The organism is Microbacterium sp. ER1 (assembly GCF_023383675.1).
Classification (GTDB): domain Bacteria; phylum Actinomycetota; class Actinomycetes; order Actinomycetales; family Microbacteriaceae; genus Microbacterium.
Map to the genome: position 1 here is coordinate 42,380 of NZ_QCXO01000125.1, position 16,700 is coordinate 59,079.

Genomic DNA, 16,700 nt, shown 5'->3' on the forward strand with positions numbered 1-16,700 from the left:
TCGCGCAAATGGCCCCATTCCCGGAGGAAATGGGGCCATTCAGGCGATTCGAACGGGGTTACCGGGCCAGGAACTGCGTCAGCGCGGCGTTGACCTCGTCGGCGTGGGTCCAGAGGAGGCCGTGCGGGGCGCCCTCGACCTCGACGTACTCGGCCTCAGGGACGGCCTGGCGGAAGCGGCGGGCGGTCGCGTCGATCGGCAGGATGTTGTCCTTCGTGCCGTGCAGGATCAGGGTGGGCTTGCCGGCGGCGGCCACGGCCTTCACGTCGTCGCGGAAGTCCTCGATCCAGGTCGGGACCACGGCGTACGCGGCGACCGGGGCGCTGGTGACGGAGAGGTTCCAGTTCGCGTCGACGACCTGCTGGCTGATGCGCGTGCCGAGGTTCTCGTCGAGGTTGTAGAAGTCCGTGTAGAACTGGGTGAACCAGGCGTAGCGGTCGCCCTTGGCGGCGGCCTCGATCCCGTCGAAGACCTCCTGCGGCACGCCTTCCGGGTTGTCGTCGCGCTGCACGAGGAAGGGCTCGAGCGACGCGAGGAAGGCGAGCTTCGCGACGCGCTCGTGGCCGTAGCGGCCGACGTAGCGGGCGAGCTCCCCGGTGCCCATGGAGAACCCGACGAGCACGACGTCGCGGAGGTCGAGGGTCTCGAGCACCGTGTTCAGGTCGGCGGCGAAGGTGTCGTAGTCGTAGCCGGAGCCGACCTTGGAGGACTGCCCGAAGCCGCGGCGGTCGTAGGTGATGACGCGGTACCCCTGGGCGAGGAGCTCGCGGGTCTGGCGCTCCCAGCTGTGGCCGTTGAGCGGATAGCCGTGGATCAGGACGACGGGCTGGCCGCTGCCCTGGTCTTCGTAGTAGAGCTCGATCGGGGTGGTGTTCTCGGTGCCGACGGTGACGTAACCCATGATGTGTTCCTTTCGGTGCCGGTGAGAACGATCGTTCTCGCCTGATGTGATCAATCTAGAGAACGTTCGTTCTCGTGTCAAGTAGACTTCTGGACATGACCGAAGACGAGGCCCGCGAACGCATCCTCTCCGCCGCGGAGGAGCTGTACTACCGCAAGGGCTACGCGGCGGTCGGCATGGACGAGCTGCGGGCTGCCGCCGGGGTGTCGCTGCGGCGCGTGTACTCGCTGTTCCCGGCGAAGACCGACATCGTCGCGGCGGTGCTCACCCGGAAGCACGCCGAGTGGGAGCAGGGGCTCACGGCGGCCGTGGCGCAGAGCGGCGACGACCCGCGCGCCCGCCTCCTCGCGGTCTACGGCTACCTGGAGGACTGGTTCTGCAGCGACGGGTTCCGGGGCTGCGCCTTCATCAACGCGTTCGGCGAGCTCGGGGGGACGAGTCCCGAGGTCGCCGCGATCGTCCGCGCGCACAAGGCCTCGTTCCAGCAGTACATGGCGGAGCTCGTCGCGGCCACCGGTGCCCCGGCGGGTCTGGCCGCCCAGCTCTCTCTCCTCGCGGAGGGCGCGCAGAGCACCGCGGCCATCGGCGCCGACCCGGAGGCCGCCGTGCACGCACGCCGCGCCGCCGAGGTCCTGATCGACGCCGCCCTCGCCCCGGCCTGATGCCCATTCGCTAACTTGGTTAGCGAAACCGCGAGGTCCTGTCAAGGCCACTGCCTTCCGCGCCCGCCCCGCGTAGGGTGCGGGCATGGAGACCTCGACGAAGGGCATCGCCCGCCAGAGCCTCGTGATCGCCGCCGCCGTGTTCATGCTGATCGCCGCGGCCATCGGCGCCGGAGCATTCGGCGGGGACTCCGTCGACGAGCTCCAGAACGGGGCGCTCTCGGCGCAGGGCTCGTACCTCGCCCCGGCCGGGCCGGCCTTCTCGATCTGGTCGCTCATCTACGTGGGACTCCTCGCCTGCACCGTGTGGCAGGCCCTCCCCGCCCAGCGCCAGGACGAGCGTCAGCAGGCGGTCGGCGGCTGGATCGCCCTCTCGATGGTCCTCAACGGCCTCTGGCTGATGACCGCGCGGTACCTGACGCTGTGGCTCACCGTGCTCGTGATCGCGCTGCTGCTCGCGACGCTCGCGCGCATCATCGTGCTCCTCGGCCGGTTCCCCGCCCGCTCCCTCGCCGACCGCCTCCTCACCGACGGGGCGAACGGCCTGCACTTCGGCTGGGTCACGATCGCGACGGTCGCCAACACCGCCGCCTGGCTCACGCAGACCGTCCCGGAGATCGGGGTGGATGCCCCTGACGCCTGGGCCGTCGCCGTGCTCGTCGTCGTGCTGGTGATCGGCGCGGCATCGGCCTGGTTCACCGGCCGCCTCGCCCCGGCGCTGGCAACGGCCTGGGGGCTGAGCTGGCTCGCGATCGGGCGTCTCACGGGCGAGCCGGAGAGCACGCCCACCGCCGTCACCGCGATCATCGTCGCCGTCCTGCTCGTCGTCGTCGGCGTCGTGGCCGTCCTCCGCCGGCGGCGCCGCGCCGGCACGCACGACCGCGCGCCGCTCGGCCGCTAGAGCACCAGTCGGTAGCCCATCCCCGATTCGGTCAGCAGGTGCACGGGCACCGAGGGCTCCTGCTCCAGCTTCTTGCGGAGCTGCGACATGTACAGCCGGAGGTAGCCGGAGTCGGACACCTGCGCGCTGCCCCAGATCTCCTTGAGGAGGTCCTGCCGGGTCACCAGCGCGCCCGGGTGCCGCGCGAGGTGCTCCAGCATCCGCCACTCGGTCGGCGTGAGGTGCACACGGGTGCCGGCACGGGTCACGGTCTTCGTCGCGAGGTCGACGACGACATCCCCGAACGCGACCACGGACTCCCCGTTCGCGGCGACCGCGCGGCGGGAGAGCGCCCGGAGCCGGGCCAGCAGCTCGTCCACCTGGAAGGGCTTCGTGACGAAGTCGTCCGCCCCGGCATCCAGCGCCTCGACCTTGTCGGCCGAGCCCGTCCGCCCCGACACGACGATGATGGGCACGCTCGTCCAGCCGCGGAGGGCCTGGATCACCTCGATGCCGTCGAGCCGGGGCATGCCGAGGTCGAGCATGATGAGGTCGGGGTGAGTCTGCGCCGCGGCGGCGATCGCGGCGGCGCCGTCGGCGGCCACGACGACCTCGTAGCCGTGGGCCGCGAGGGTGATCCGCAGCGCCCGCACCATCTGGGGGTCGTCGTCGGCGATGAGGAGCTTCACTCCGTGCCCTCCGTGTCGGCGGTCCCTGCGGCGAGCGGCAGGGAGATGACCATGGTGAGTCCGCCCCCGGGGGTGTCCTCCGGTGTCAGGCTACCGCCCATGCCCTCGGTGAATCCGCGGGAGAGGGCGAGCCCGAGCCCCAGCCCGGTCGTGTTGTCGGTGTCGCCGAAGCGCTGGAACGGCTGGAAGATCGCATCGCGCCGCTCGGGGGCGATCCCCTCGCCGCGGTCGACGATCCGGATCTCCGCCCGATCGCCCAGCCGGCTGCTCGACACGAGCACACGGCTGCCCGCCGGCGCGTGCCGGTGGGCGTTGGCGAGCACGTTCACGAGCACGCGCTGGAGCAGCACCGGGTCGGCGTGCAGCGGCGGGAGGTCGGGATCGAGCGCGAGCTCGACGTCGGCGGGGCCGAGGCCGAGCTCGTCCACCGCGGCGAGCACGGGGCCGGCTGCGTCGATCCGCTGCGCCGAGACCGCGAGCACCCCCGCCTCCACCCGGCTCACGTCGAGGAGGTCGGTGACGAGGGTGGAGAGGCTCGCGAGACTCTCGTCCGCGGTCTCCAGCAGCTCCGCGCGGTCCTCGGCGGACAGGCCGTGCGCGCCCCGGAGCCCGCCGATCGCCGCAACGGCCGAGGCGAGCGGCCGCCGGAGATCGTGACTGACGGCGGAGAGCAGGGCGCTGCGCACCTGATCGGTCTCGGCGAGGGCCTCCGCCTCCCGCGCCGTGGCTCGCAGGTCGGTGTGCTCGATGGCGGCGGCGAGCTGGGCGACGATCGCGTCGAGCAGACGGCGCTCCGGACCGGCGATCGGCTCGCCGTTGAGCTCCAGCACGGCCCGCGGGCCCCCACCGGACGCGACCCCGACCGGGATGGTCGTGGCACGGCCGTCCGGCACGGGCTCGCCGTCGCTCGCCAGCACGTCCCCGGACGGGGTGAGCAGCCGCACGCCGCTCAGACCGAACGCCTCCCGGGTGCGGCTGACGAGAGCGAGCACGGCGTTGTCGCCGCGGAGCACGTTCCCGGCGACGGCCGCGAGGAGCTCCGCCTCGGCGGTCGCCCGCTGCGCGGTCCTGGCCCGGCGGGCGGCCTGGTCGACGATGAGGCTCACGAGGATCGCGATGATGACGTAGAGGGTGAGCGCGAGCACGTGCAACGGGTGCGCGATCGTGATCGTGAACAGCGGGGCGACGAAGAGGAAGTCGAGGGTGATGCCGGAGAGCACAGCGGCGAACACGGCGGGGCGGATGCCGCCGATGAGGGCGACCACCACGACGAGGAGCTGGTAGGCGAGCACCTCGGCGGTGATCGACTCCGGGCTGCGGACCGTGAACATCAGCCAGGAGAGCAGCGGACCGAACACCAGGGCCACGCCGAAGCCCAGCGCCTGACGCCGCCAGCCGAGCGCACCGCCGGTGATGCGGGGGAGGGCGAGCCGGCCGCCCGCCGCGGCATGGGTCACGATGTGCACGTCGATGTCGCCCGAGCGGCGGATGACCTCGGCGCCGATCCCCGGTCCGGTGAGCGCGGCGGCGAGGCGGCCGCGGCGGCTCACGCCGATCACGAGCTGCGTCGCGTCGGCGCCCTGGGCGAACTCGACGAGCGTCGCGGGGATGTCGTCGCCGACCACCTGATGGTAGGTCCCGCCGAGCGACTCGACGAGGGAGCGCTGCGCGGCGAGGGCGCCGGGGGTCTCGTCGCGCAGCCCGTCCTGGGCGGTCACGTGCACGGCGAGCAGCTCCCCGCCGGCGGACCGGGCGGCGATGCGGGCCCCGCGGCGCAGCAGCGTCTCGCCCTCCGGGCCGCCGGTGAGGGCGACGACCACGCGCTCGCGTGCCTGCCACGCTCCGGCGATGCCCTGTTCGGCGCGGTAGCTGCGGAGCGCGCTGTCGACCTCGTCGGCGAGCCACAGCAGGGCGAGCTCCCGCAGGGCGGTGAGGTTGCCGAGGCGGAAGTAGTGCGAGAGCGCGGCATCGATGCGCTCCGCGGGGTAGACGAGGCCCGCGGCGAGGCGGTCGCGGAGCGTCTGCGGCGCCAGGTCGACGACCTCGATCTCGTCGGCGGCGCGGACGACCGCGTCCGGGATGGTCTCGCGCTGGGCGATACCGGTGATCTTCTCCACGACCGCGTTCAGCGACTCGATGTGCTGCACGTTCACGGTGGTGACGACGTCGATCCCCGCGTCCAGCAGCTCCTCGACGTCCTGCCAGCGCTTGGGGTTGCGCGAGCCGGGAGCGTTCGTGTGCGCGAACTCGTCCACGAGCGCGATCTCCGGGCCGAGGGCGAGCACCGCGTCGAGGTCGAGCTCGGAGAGGACCACCCCGCGGTGGGCGTCCTCCCGTCGCGGCACCTCGGGCAGCCCGGAGGTCAGGGCGGCCGTGGCCGCACGGCCATGGGTCTCGACGATCGCGATGACCACGTCGCGGCCCTCGTCGCGGAGCCTCCGGCCCTCGGCGAGCATCTCGAAGGTCTTCCCGACCCCCGGCGCGGCGCCGAGGAGGACGCGCAGTCGTCCGCGGCGGTTCCGGTCCGTCGCGGGGCGCGGCGGCCGCTCTGCGCTCATGCACCCTCCCGGTCGTCGAGTGCGAGATTCAGCTCCGCGACGTTGATGCGCTCCTCGCCGAGGAACCCCAGGTCCCGCCCTTGAATCCTAGACTCCACCAGCGCCCGGACCTCGTCCTCCGGCAGGTCGCGGGCGGCCGCCACCCGCGCCACCTGCAGCAGGGCGTACGCGACGCTGATGTGCGGGTCGAGACCGGAGCCGGACGCGGTCACGGCATCCGCGGGCACCGTGGACGGATCGACCCCCTCCCTGGCGGCGATCTCGGCCTTCCGTTCGGCGATGGCGGCGACGAGGTCGGCATTCTCCGGCCCGAGGTTGCTGCCGCTCGACGCTGCTCCGTCGTATCCGTCGCCCGCCGCCGAGGGGCGGGACTGGAAGTACTCCGGCAGGGCCTCGCCGTCGGCATCCGTGAAGGACTGGCCGATGAGCGCGCTGCCCCGGTCGCCGGGAAGCATCGAGCCGTTCGCCTGCGCGGGGAGGAGGAGCTGGCCGATGCCGGTGACGAGCAGCGTGTACCCGACGCCGAGGACGAGGGTGAGGACGAGCATCGCGCGGACGGCGACACCGGCGGTGCGCACCGTGGTGCGGGTGGTGGACGACATGGCGTTCCTTTCGAGCCCGGTCAGAAGCCGGGGAGGAGGCTGACGAGGAGGTCGATGAGCTTGATGCCCACGAACGGGGCGATGGCGCCGCCGAGGCCGTAGACGAGCAGGTTCCGCTGCAGGATCTGCGAGGCGCTCGCCGGCCGGTAGGTCACGCCGCGCAGCGCGAGCGGGATGAGGAACACGATCACGATGGCGTTGAAGATGATCGCGCTCGTGACCGCCGAGGCCGGCGAGTGCAGCTGCATGATGTTCAGCGCCGCGAGTCCGGGGAACACGCCCATGAACATCGCCGGGATGATGGCGAAGTACTTCGCGATGTCGTTCGCGAGCGAGAACGTCGTCAGCGCGCCGCGGGTGATGAGCAGCTGCTTCCCGATGCGGACGATGTCGATGAGCTTGGTCGGGTCGGAGTCGAGGTCGACCATGTTGCCGGCCTCCTTGGCCGCCGAGGTGCCCGTGTTCATCGCGACGCCGACGTCGGCCTGGGCGAGCGCGGGGGCGTCGTTCGTGCCGTCCCCGGTCATCGCGACGAGGCGCCCGCCCTCCTGCTCGCGCCGGATGAGGTCGAGCTTGTCCTCCGGGGTGGCCTCGGCGAGGTAGTCGTCGACGCCGGCCTCGGCCGCGATCGCCTTCGCGGTGAGGGGATTGTCTCCGGTGATCATGACCGTGCGGATGCCCATGCTGCGCAGCTCGTCGAACCGCTCTCGGAGGCCGTCCTTGACGATGTCCTTGAGGTGCACGACCCCGAGGATCCGATGGGTCCCTGAGCCTGCCGAAGGGCCCTGCACCGCGACGACGAGGGGCGTGCCGCCACCCGAGGCGATGTCGTCGGTGAGGGTCGTGAGCTCGTCATCGGGGGTCTGCCCCAGCCAGGCCGCCACGGCCGAGGCGGCGCCCTTGCGGATCTGCGTGCCGTCGGCGAGGTCGAGACCGCTCATGCGCGTCTGCGCCGTGAACGGGACGACGACGGCGTCCGCCGGGGCCTCGACCCGGATCCCGCGGGCGGCGGCGAGTTCGACGATCGATGCGCCCTCCGGCGTCGGATCGGCGAGGGAGGACAGGGCGGCGGTATGCAGCAGCTCCGCGGCGTCCACTCCGGTGAGCGGCAGCACAGCGTGGGCGCGGCGGTTGCCGTGGGTGATGGTGCCGGTCTTGTCGAGGAGCAGCGTGGTGACGTCGCCCGCGGCCTCCACCGCCCGCCCCGACATCGCCAGGACGTTGCGCTGCACGAGTCGGTCCATGCCCGCGATGCCGATGGCGGAGAGGAGCGCGCCGATCGTGGTCGGGATGAGGCAGACGAGCAGGGCGATGAGGACCGGGATGCTCACCGGTGACGCCGCGTACGAGGCGATCGGATTCAGTGCGAGGACGACGACGACGAACACGATCGACAGGCTCGCGAGGAGGATGTTCAGGGCGATCTCGTTCGGGGTGCGCTGCCGGCTCGCCCCCTCGACGAGCGCGATCATGCGGTCGACGAACGTCTCGCCGGGCTTTGACGTGATACGCACGACGATCTGATCCGACAGCACCCGGGTGCCGCCGGTGACGGCACTGCGGTCGCCGCCGGACTCGCGGACCACGGGGGCGCTCTCGCCGGTGATGGCCGACTCGTCCACGGTGGCGATGCCCGCGACGATGTCGCCGTCGCCCGGGATCAGCTCGCCCGCGGAGACGATCACGAGGTCGTCGCGCTGCAGCTCCGCCGACGACACCGTCTCCGTCTCGCGCTCCTGGGTCCCTGAGCTTGTCGAAGGGCCCACCACCCGTCGCGCCATCGTCTGCGTGCGGGTGTTCCGCAGGCTCGCGGCCTGGGCCTTGCCCCGCCCCTCGGCGACCGACTCCGCGACGTTCGCGAAGAACACGGTCAGCCAGAGCCAGATCGCGATGCCCCACGTGAACGCGGCCGGGACGGGGGTGCCGCCGGAGGAGGCGGGTCCGCCGAGGAAGGGCTCCGCGATCGCGAGGACGGTCGTGAACGCGGCGCCGACCCAGACGAGGAGCATCACGGGGTTGCGCACGAGCGTCGCGGGGTTGAGCTTCCGGAGCGCGCCGGGGAGCGCCTGAGCGAGCTGGGCCCCGCCGAAGGAGCGCGGCGGGCGGGCCGAGACGGCGGGGGCGCCCTGCTGTTCGGGAGGGGTGGTCAGGAGGGTCATGGTCAGAGTCCTTCGGCGAGCGGTCCCAGTGCGAGCACGGGGAAGTAGGTGAGGGCCGTCACGACGACGGTCACGGTGAGGAGCAGGCCGGCGAACTGCGGCCGGTGGGTGGGGAGCGTGCCGGTCGTGGCCGGCACCCGCTCCTGCGCGGCGAACGATCCCGCGAGGGCCAGCACGAGCACGATCGGGAGGAAGCGCCCGAGCAGCATCGCGACGCCCAGGGCGGTGTTGAACCACGGGGTGTTCGCCGTGAGCCCGGCGAACGCGGAGCCGTTGTTGTTCGCGGCGGAGGTGAACGCGTAGAGCACCTCGCTCATGCCGTGCACGCCCGGGTTGAGGATGCTCGTGGACTCCACGTCCTCGCGGATGCCGGGGATCGCGAAGCTCAGGGCCGTGCCGCCGAGGACGAGCACGGGGACCACGAGGATGTAGAGGCTCGCGAGGGTCATCTCCCGCGGGCCGACGCGCTTCCCGAGCCACTCCGGGGTGCGGCCGACGAGCAGCCCGCCGACGAAGACCGCGACGATCGCCAGCACGAGCATTCCGTACAGACCGGAGCCGACGCCGCCCGGAGCGACCTCGCCGAGCATCATGTTCAGCAGCGGCATCATGCCGCCGAGCGCGGTGTACGAATCGTGCATCGAGTTCACGGCCCCGGTCGAGGTGAGGGTGCTCGCGCTGCCGAAGAGGGTCGAGCCGAGGATGCCGAAGCGCTGCTCCTTGCCCTCCATCGCAGCCCCGGCGAGTTCGGGCGCGGCGCCGCGTCCCGCCAGCTCCAGGGCCGACAGCGCGGCGAGCGAGGCAAGGAACAGGGTGCCCATGACCGCGACGATCGCGTACCCCTGCCGGTGGTCGCCGACCAGTCGGCCGAACGTGCGGGGGAGGGCGAACGGGATCACCAGGATCAGCAGCACCTCGAGGAGGTTCGTCCATCCGGTCGGGTTCTCGAAAGGATGGGCGGAGTTGGCGTTGAAGAAGCCGCCGCCGTTGGTGCCGAGCAGCTTGATGGCCTCCTGCGACGCGACCGGACCGCCGGGGATCGTCTGCGTGCCGCCGGAGACCGTGGCGACGTCGGTGAAGCCGTTCACGTTCTGGATCACGCCGCCCGCGAGCAGGGCCACCGCGCCGATCAGGGCGAGCGGGAGCAGCAGTCGCCCCAGACCGCGGGTGAGGTCGACCCAGAAGTTGCCGATCGTCGCGGAGCCACGGCGCGCGAGACCGCGGATCAGGGCGATGGCGATGGTGAGGCCGACGGCGGCGGAGACGAAGTTCTGCACCGTGAGGCCCGCGAGCTGCACCGTGTAGCCCATGGTCTGCTCGGGCGAGTACGACTGCCAGTTGGTGTTCGCGACGAAGGACGCGGCGGTGTTGAACGCGAGTCCCTCCGGCACGGCGGGCAGGCCGAGCGACGCGGGGAGGAAGGCCTGGAGCCGCTGCAGCCCGTAGACGAGCAGGAGGCCGACGAGCGAGAAGAGCAGGACGCTGCGGGCGTAGGCGCGCCAGGTCTGCTCGGAGCGGGGGTCGACGCCGATCACCCGGTAGAGCCCGCGCTCGATGCGCAGGTCGCGTCCGGAGGTGTAGACGTGCGCGATGTAGTCGCCGAGGGGGCGGTAGAGGAGCACGAGCACGACCACGACGGCCGTGATCTGGAGGACGCCGTACAGGACCGTCGCGTCCATCAGAAGCGCTCCGGGGCGACGAGCGCCACGACCAGGTAGACGACCGCGGCGACGGCGAGGACCGCGGCGAGGATCTCGAAGACGATCATGCGCGGTCCACCGCCTTGGCGATGAGGGACACGAGGGCGAACAGCGCCAGGGTCAGCGCGAGGTAGATGATGTCGAGCACGTCCTCGATCCAACTGCGCCGCCCGGCCGCATCCGCCGATCCTCACGTTTCCCCTACGCCCCGTTCCCCGGATGCATGCGGGTTGCTCACGGAGACGGCCTTCGAATCGCGCACCTGGTCCCCAACCCGCGGCGGATGCAGCCAGGTGCGCGATTCGAAAGGGGGCGCCGGCCCTATGCTCACGAGGTGGGAATCAGACGGATGCGGATCGGGATGGGGACGGGGATCGTCGCCGGGCTCATGGTGGTCGCGCTCGGGTGCGTGCTCACGGGGTTCCTTCCGCCCACGGACGCCGGTGCGCTCGGGGAGCGGATCGCGCCGGTGCTGGGGTTCGTCGTCGCGATCACGATCGTCGCCGAGCTCGCCCGCGACGCGGCGGTGTTCGACGTCGTCTCGCAGCGCCTCGCGCGGTGGGGCCGCGGCCGCGTGGTCGTGCTGTGGGGGCTGGTGGTCGTGCTCGCCGTGGTGAGCACCGTGTTCCTCTCGCTCGACACGACCGCCGTGATCGTCACCCCTGTCGTGGTCGTGCTGGCGCAGAGCATCGGCGTCTCCCCGCTGCCGTTCGCCCTGGCCACCGTCTGGCTCGCCAACACCGCGTCGCTCGCGCTGCCGGTCTCGAACCTCACCAACCTGCTCGCCGCGCCCGCGATGGGGGAAGGCCCCGGGGCGTTCATCGCCCTGAGCTGGGCGCCCACGCTCGTGGGGATCCTGGTGCCCGTCGCGATCCTCACCGTCCTGCATCGACGCACGGTCTTCGGCACGTACGAGACCCCCGTGCCCCGGCGGCCCGCCGATCCGACGCTGTTCTGGAGCGCCACCGGCATCCTCGTCGTGCTGATGCCGCTGCTCGCGCTGACCCCCGACGTGTGGATCCCCGCCACGGTCGCGGCTCTCGCGTTGATCGCGCTGTTCGCCGTCCGCCGCCGCCACGCTCTGCGACTGTCGCTCGTCCCGTGGCAGGCGCTCGCGCTCGCCGCGTCGTTGTTCGTCCTGGTCGAGACCGCGCACGCGCAGGGGCTGCTCGACTTCCTGACGTCACCGACCGCGAACGGCGACTCTCTCGGCGACCTGTTCCGGCTCGCGGCGCTCGGGGCTGTGAGTGCGAACGCGATCAACAACCTCCCGGCCTACCTCGTGCTCGAACCCGCCGCAGGGGACCCGGTCGCCCTGATGGCGTTGCTGATCGGCGTGAACCTGGGTCCGCTCATCACGCCGTGGGCCTCGCTCGCGACACTCCTCTGGCACCATCGCGTGACGGCGCTCGGGGTCGAGATCCGCTGGGGCCGCTTCGCGCTCTGGGGGGCCGTCGCCGCGGTGCCCACCGTAGTCCTCGCCACGCTGGCCCTGGCAGCCTCCTGACCCCTTTCGAATCGCGCACTGTGCTGCACATCCGGCCGAGATGGAGCACAGTGCGCGATTCGAACGGGGGTCAGACGCGGCGCATCTCGGCGGCCAGGGCGGGGTGGACCGCGTCGAACCGGGCGGCGATGCGCTCCCGCACCTCGGGGGCCTTGTTCTGGCTGAGCTTGGCACGCGCATCGAACCGAGTGACCCGGAGCCGCAGGCCCACCGTGCCCTTCGCGGCTCGTCGGGTGCCCGCCTCGTCCTCCGCGAGGCTCCGCCCGTGCGGCTGCCCACTCTCGAAGTGGTCGGTGAGCCGGGTGAGCATGGCGTAGTTCTCCTCCGCGGTGAGGATCTCGGGTGTGCCGGAGAGGTGCGCGGTGACATGGTTCCAGGTCGGCACGAGGTCCCCCGGCGCATAGAGGCTCGAGGACACGTAGTCGTGCGGCCCCTGGATGATCACCAGGATCTCGTGTCGACCGAGTTCGTGGAGCTCGTCGTCCGGACGCCCGAAGTGGCTCACGAGCACGATGTCGTCCTCGTCCTCCTCGAGCAGCACCGGGTAGTGCGAGGCGACGAGGCCGGCGGAGGCCGGTGAGACGAACGTCGCCCACGGGTGGGCGCGGATGAGGCGCTTCACCTCGTCGGGGTCGGTCATGAGGTAGCGGGGGGTGTGACGCATGGCGCCTCCTGTCGGGTGTGGGTGGGGGTGGGAGGAGAACTGCGGGTGCGCACGGCGAGCCCGGCGCACACGACAACGGCGAGCCCGCCGAGCACCGTGGCCCCACCGACGTCCTCATGGAAGAGGAAGGCGGCCCAGGTGATGCCCATGACGGGCTGGACGAGCTGGATCTGACTCACCTGCGCCATCGGGCCGATGGCGAGGCCGCGGTACCAGGCGAAGAATCCGAGGAACATGCTGACCGCGGCCAGGTAGGCGAACGCGAGCCACGCGGTCGGGCTGGCGACGGGCGGGGCGGCGAGCCCGGCGGCCACGGCCACCGCGAGCATGACGGGAGCTGCGAGCACCAGGGCCCAGGAGATCGTCTGCCAGGCGCCGAGCTCGCGCGCGAGCAGGCCGCCCTCCGCGTAGCCGACGGCCGCCGCGATCACGGCGCCGAACAGCTGGAGGTCGGCGGGGCGGAGGGCGCCGGGCGTGCCGTTCTGCACCGTCGCGAAGACGAGGGCCGCCGCGGACCCGAGAAGCGCGAACACCCAGAACGAGGCGGACGGGCGCTCGCGGGTGCGGATCACGACGGCCACGGCGGTCGCGGCGGGGAGGAGGCCGATCACGACCGCGCCGTGGCTCGCCGGCGTCGTGGTCATGGCGAACGAGGTCAGCAGCGGGAAGCCGGCGACCACACCGAGCGCGACGACCGCCAGACGGGCCCACTGGACCGGGCTCGGCGGCTGCTGACGGGTGGTGAGGAGGACGACCGCGGCGAGCGCGGCGGCGACGACCGCGCGGGCGGAGCCGATGAACAGCGGCGAGAGTCCGCCGCCGAGGGCGATCCGCGTGAACGGGAGCGTGAACGAGAAGGCGACGACGCCCAGCAGCCCCCAACCGGGACCGGCGGCGCGGGATAGCAGTGTTCCGTTCGGACGGATAACGCTACTGTGTTCTTTCATGAGTCAGGATAGCACCGCGCGGATCGTGGCCGGCCTCCGGGCGTGGATCGCTATGGCCGCCCCCGGCGCCCGCCTCCCCTCCAACCGCGCGCTGACGGCCGAATACGCCGCGAGCCCGGTGACCGTGCAGAAGGCCGTGCAGCAGCTCGTCCGCCTCGGGCTCGTCGACGCGCGACCCGGCGTCGGCACGTTCGTCCGCGCCGCGCGCACGGTCCTGCCGGCGGACTACGGCTGGCAGTCCGGAGCGCTGGGGGCAGCCGCCGTACGCCTGGACGGCCTCTCCTCGGCGCAGCGCCCGACCTCGCCGGACGCGATCGGGCTGCACTCCGGGTATCCGGCTCCGGATCTCCTCCCCGAGCGGCTCGTGCGCCAGGCCCTCGTCCGCGCCTCCCGGACCGCGTCCGCCCTCACCCGCTCGCCCGCGGCCGGCGAGCCCGGGCTGCAGGAGTGGTTCGCGGCGGAGCTGGCCGCGGCGGCCCCGGCGGGGATCACGGTTCCGACCGCCCGCGACGCCGTCGTCATCTCCGGGAGTCAGAGCGGACTGAGCTCGATCTTCCGGGCGGTCGTCGGCGTCGGCCGGCCGCTGCTCATCGAGTCGCCGACCTACTGGGGCGCCCTGCTCGCGGCGGAGCAGGCGGGGGTCGTGCTCGTTCCCGTCCCCTCCGGGCCGCAGGGTCCGGATCCGGACGCGGTCGACAGGGCGCTCGCCGAGACCGGAGCCCGCGCGTTCTACGCGCAGCCCACGTTCGCGAACCCCACCGGCGCGCAGTGGCCGGCGGCGACGGGGGAGGCCGTGCTCGACGCGGTCCGTCGCCACGGCGCCTTCCTCATCGAGGACGACTGGGCGCACGACCTCGGCATCGACGCCGACCCGCGCCCCGTGGCCGCCTCCGACCACGACGGCCATGTGGTGTACCTGCGCTCGCTGACGAAGAGCGTGTCGCCGTCCCTGCGGGTGGCGGCGGTGATCGCGCGCGGTCCCGCCAGGGATCGCATCCTCGCCGATCGTGCCGCGGAGTCGATGTACGTCAGCGGCCTCCTGCAGGCCGCCGCTCTCGACGTGGTGACCCAGCCCGCCTGGCGCACACACCTCCGCGGCTTCCGGGAGCAGCTGCGCTCGCGGCGCGACCTCCTGCTGTCGTGCCTGACCGCCCAGGCGCCGACCGCGCTGGTGGAGGCCGTGCCGGTGGGCGGGCTGAACCTCTGGCTGCGGCTGCCGGACGGCACCGACGCCGCCGCGGTCGTCCGGGAGTGCGCGGCGCGCGGCCTCGTCATCGCGCCGGGGAGCGAGTGGTTCCCCGCAGAGCCGTCCGGTTCCTACGTGCGGCTCAACTACGCGAGCGCCGACCCGTCCCGCTTCCCCGAGGCCGCGACGATCCTCGGCGCGGTCCTCGCCGGCTCCTGACCGCCGCCGTCAGGACTCGGACGGCGGCCCGGCGGGGCGGTGTGCCCGGCGCCCGGACACCACGACCGGCCGCCCCGCCCGCTCCTGCCCGGGCAGCGGACGCGAGCGCCGGCCGTAGATGAGCTCGGACGAATCGAGCAGCCACGGCACCAGGGTGATCGACACCCCGTGCACGAGCATGAGCTGGTTCGCGAGGCGGCGGGCGCGCCGGTTGTGCAGGAAGTTCTCCCACCAGTGCCCCACGATGTACTGCGGCAGGTAGACCGTGACGACGGAGGAGCCGTGCTTCTCGCGGTACTGCCGGATGAACTGGGTCACGGGCTGGGCGAACGAGCGGTACGGCGACTCGACGATCACGAGCGGCACCGGCACGAGGTGGTCGGTCCACTCCTGCTGCAGGCGCGCGGCGTCGTCCTGCGACACGGCCACGTGCACGGCGAGGGTCTTGTCGTGCTTGGCGGCGATCGCGTAGTCGATGGCCTTCATCACCGGCTTCTGCAGGTGGTTCACGAGGACGATCGCGACGTCGCCGGAGGCGCCGAAGCGGGTGGTGTCGTCGATGGCGATCTCGTGCTCGACGTCCCGGTAGTACCGCTTGACGCCGATCATGAGGAACGCGAGCACCGGGATGGCGAAGAACACGAGGTAGGCGCCGTGCGTGAACTTCGTGATCGTCACGATGACCAGTACGAGCACCGTGAGCGTCGCCCCGGCGGAGTTGATGAGCAGCCCCACGCGTGCGGAACGCCGGTCCGCGGCGCCGTCGCCGTTCGGCGGGGCGGGTGCTCGGAGCAGCCGTCGCCAGTGCCGCACCATGCCGATCTGGCCCAGGGAGAACGACACGAAAACGCCGATGATGTAGAGCTGGATCAGCGTCGTCAACCGGGCCTGGAACACCACGAGCACGGCGATCGCGGCGATCCCGAGGAGGATCATGCCGTTGGAGAACACGAGCCGATCGCCGCGGGTGTTCAGCGACTTCGGGGCGTAGCCGTCGCGGGCGAGCACGGCGCCGAGCAGGGGGAAGCCGTTGAAGGCGGTGTTCGCCGCGAGGAGCAGCACGCAGGCCGTGGCCGCCTGCACGATGAAGAACGGGATGCTGCCGCCGCCGAACGTCGCCGCGGCGATCTGCGCCATGAGGCTCGGCTGCGGGGTCGTGCAATCGAACCCGATGAGGTCGCAGGGGTTCTCGGCGTAGTGCACACCGGCGATGAGGGCGAGGGCGGTGAGTCCGGAGAACAGGCAGATCGCGATGGTCCCCATGAGCACGAGGGTCGACTGGGCGTTGCGCACCTTCGGGGCCCGGAACGCGGGCACGCCGTTCGACACGGCCTCGACCCCGGTCAGCGCGGAGCAGCCGCTGGAGAACGCCCGGAGGATGAGCAGCAGCACGGCCGCCTGGCTGAGGCTCTCGGCCTGCACGGCGAACTCCGCGCTGGACGCGATCGGGGCGTCGCCGAGTGCCGTCCGGACGAGCCCGGTGACGATCATGATGCCGACCGAGCCGATGAACACGTACGTGGGGATCGCGAACACCAGCGACGCCTCCCGCACCCCACGGAGGTTCACGATGATGATGAGCACGACGAAGCCGACCGCGAGCTCCACGCGGAGCGGGTCGAGCGCCGGCACCGCCGAGATGATGTTGTCCACCCCGGACGCGACCGACACGGCCACCGTGAGCACGTAGTCGACGAGGAGGGCCGCGGCCACGATCACCCCGGGGATCTCGCCGAGGTTCTTCGACGCGACCTCGTAGTCGCCGCCGCCGGAGGGGTACGCCTTGATGAGCTGCCGGTAGCTGAGCACCACCACGAGCAGCAGCACGACGACGGCCGCGGCGACGAGCGGGGTGAACGACAGGAAGGTGAGGCCGCCGATGAGCAGGATCATCACGAGCTCCTGCGGGGCGTAGGCCACCGAGCTCAGCGCGTCCGAGGCGAAGATCGGCAGCGCCATGCGCTTGGGGAGGAGCTGCTCGTCGACCTGGGCGCTCGTCAGCGGGTCGCCGAGCAGGATGCGCTTG

The 16,700-nt window shown here is 72.1% G+C and carries 14 protein-coding genes; 4 read left to right on the top strand and 10 right to left on the bottom strand.

Features of this window, described 5'->3' with window-relative positions; translation table 11 throughout:
- Positions 1-58: 58 nt before the first annotated feature.
- Positions 59-901, bottom strand: a complete 843-nt coding sequence (locus BV453_RS04150) for an alpha/beta fold hydrolase (RefSeq protein ID WP_249520947.1) — start codon at positions 899-901, stop codon at positions 59-61.
- Between the two features lie 95 nt (positions 902-996).
- Between BV453_RS04150 and BV453_RS04155 the strand changes: the two genes are divergently transcribed.
- Positions 997-1,563 carry a TetR/AcrR family transcriptional regulator gene (locus tag BV453_RS04155; protein WP_102208639.1) on the top strand — a complete coding sequence of 189 codons (567 nt, stop codon included), beginning with the start codon at positions 997-999 and terminating at the stop codon, positions 1,561-1,563.
- A gap of 85 nt (positions 1,564-1,648) precedes the next feature.
- Positions 1,649-2,464, top strand: coding sequence for a tryptophan-rich sensory protein (locus BV453_RS04160; RefSeq protein ID WP_249520948.1), 816 nt, complete (start codon positions 1,649-1,651; stop codon positions 2,462-2,464).
- Here the strand turns inward: BV453_RS04160 and BV453_RS04165 are convergent.
- From BV453_RS04165 to BV453_RS04190, 6 genes are read right to left on the bottom strand one after another with little or no spacing between them, the layout of a single operon-like run.
- Positions 2,461-3,132 (bottom strand): response regulator, encoded by a 672-nt coding sequence (locus BV453_RS04165; RefSeq protein ID WP_308195677.1) that lies wholly within the window; start codon positions 3,130-3,132, stop codon positions 2,461-2,463. The genes BV453_RS04160 and BV453_RS04165 overlap by 4 nt on opposite strands.
- Complete coding sequence (locus tag BV453_RS04170; RefSeq protein WP_249520949.1) at positions 3,129-5,690, bottom strand: ATP-binding protein; 2,562 nt, start codon at positions 5,688-5,690, stop codon at positions 3,129-3,131. Before BV453_RS04170 ends, BV453_RS04165 begins: the two co-directional genes overlap by 4 nt.
- Positions 5,687-6,292 carry a potassium-transporting ATPase subunit KdpC gene (kdpC, locus tag BV453_RS04175; protein ID WP_249520950.1) on the bottom strand — a complete coding sequence of 202 codons (606 nt, stop codon included), beginning with the start codon at positions 6,290-6,292 and terminating at the stop codon, positions 5,687-5,689. Before kdpC ends, BV453_RS04170 begins: the two co-directional genes overlap by 4 nt.
- A 20-nt stretch (positions 6,293-6,312) precedes the next feature.
- Complete coding sequence (gene kdpB, locus BV453_RS04180) at positions 6,313-8,451, bottom strand: potassium-transporting ATPase subunit KdpB (protein WP_249520951.1); 2,139 nt, start codon at positions 8,449-8,451, stop codon at positions 6,313-6,315.
- 2 nt (positions 8,452-8,453) lie between these two features.
- Positions 8,454-10,130, bottom strand: coding sequence for a potassium-transporting ATPase subunit KdpA (gene kdpA / locus BV453_RS04185; protein WP_249520952.1), 1,677 nt, complete (start codon positions 10,128-10,130; stop codon positions 8,454-8,456).
- Positions 10,130-10,219 (bottom strand): potassium-transporting ATPase subunit F, encoded by a 90-nt coding sequence (locus BV453_RS04190; protein ID WP_036292752.1) that lies wholly within the window; start codon positions 10,217-10,219, stop codon positions 10,130-10,132. Before BV453_RS04190 ends, kdpA begins: the two co-directional genes overlap by 1 nt.
- Before the next feature lie 281 nt (positions 10,220-10,500).
- Between BV453_RS04190 and BV453_RS04195 the strand changes: the two genes are divergently transcribed.
- On the top strand, positions 10,501-11,658 hold the full coding sequence (locus tag BV453_RS04195; RefSeq protein WP_249520968.1) for an SLC13 family permease: 1,158 nt from the start codon (positions 10,501-10,503) through the stop codon (positions 11,656-11,658).
- Positions 11,659-11,728: 70 nt separating this feature from the next.
- Here BV453_RS04195 and BV453_RS04200 read toward each other — a convergent pair whose 3' ends face one another.
- Together BV453_RS04200 and BV453_RS04205 are read right to left on the bottom strand one after the other, a co-directional pair.
- Positions 11,729-12,322 carry an FMN-binding negative transcriptional regulator gene (locus BV453_RS04200; RefSeq protein ID WP_249520953.1) on the bottom strand — a complete coding sequence of 198 codons (594 nt, stop codon included), beginning with the start codon at positions 12,320-12,322 and terminating at the stop codon, positions 11,729-11,731.
- Complete coding sequence (locus BV453_RS04205; RefSeq protein ID WP_249520954.1) at positions 12,295-13,269, bottom strand: DMT family transporter; 975 nt, start codon at positions 13,267-13,269, stop codon at positions 12,295-12,297. Before BV453_RS04205 ends, BV453_RS04200 begins: the two co-directional genes overlap by 28 nt.
- Between BV453_RS04205 and BV453_RS04210 the strand changes: the two genes are divergently transcribed.
- Complete coding sequence (locus tag BV453_RS04210) at positions 13,268-14,674, top strand: PLP-dependent aminotransferase family protein (RefSeq protein WP_249520955.1); 1,407 nt, start codon at positions 13,268-13,270, stop codon at positions 14,672-14,674. The genes BV453_RS04205 and BV453_RS04210 overlap by 2 nt on opposite strands.
- A 9-nt stretch (positions 14,675-14,683) precedes the next feature.
- On the opposite strand, the gene BV453_RS04215 is transcribed toward BV453_RS04210, so the two are convergent.
- Positions 14,684-16,633 (bottom strand): APC family permease, encoded by a 1,950-nt coding sequence (locus BV453_RS04215; protein ID WP_283398814.1) that lies wholly within the window; start codon positions 16,631-16,633, stop codon positions 14,684-14,686.
- Positions 16,634-16,700 lie beyond the last annotated feature (67 nt).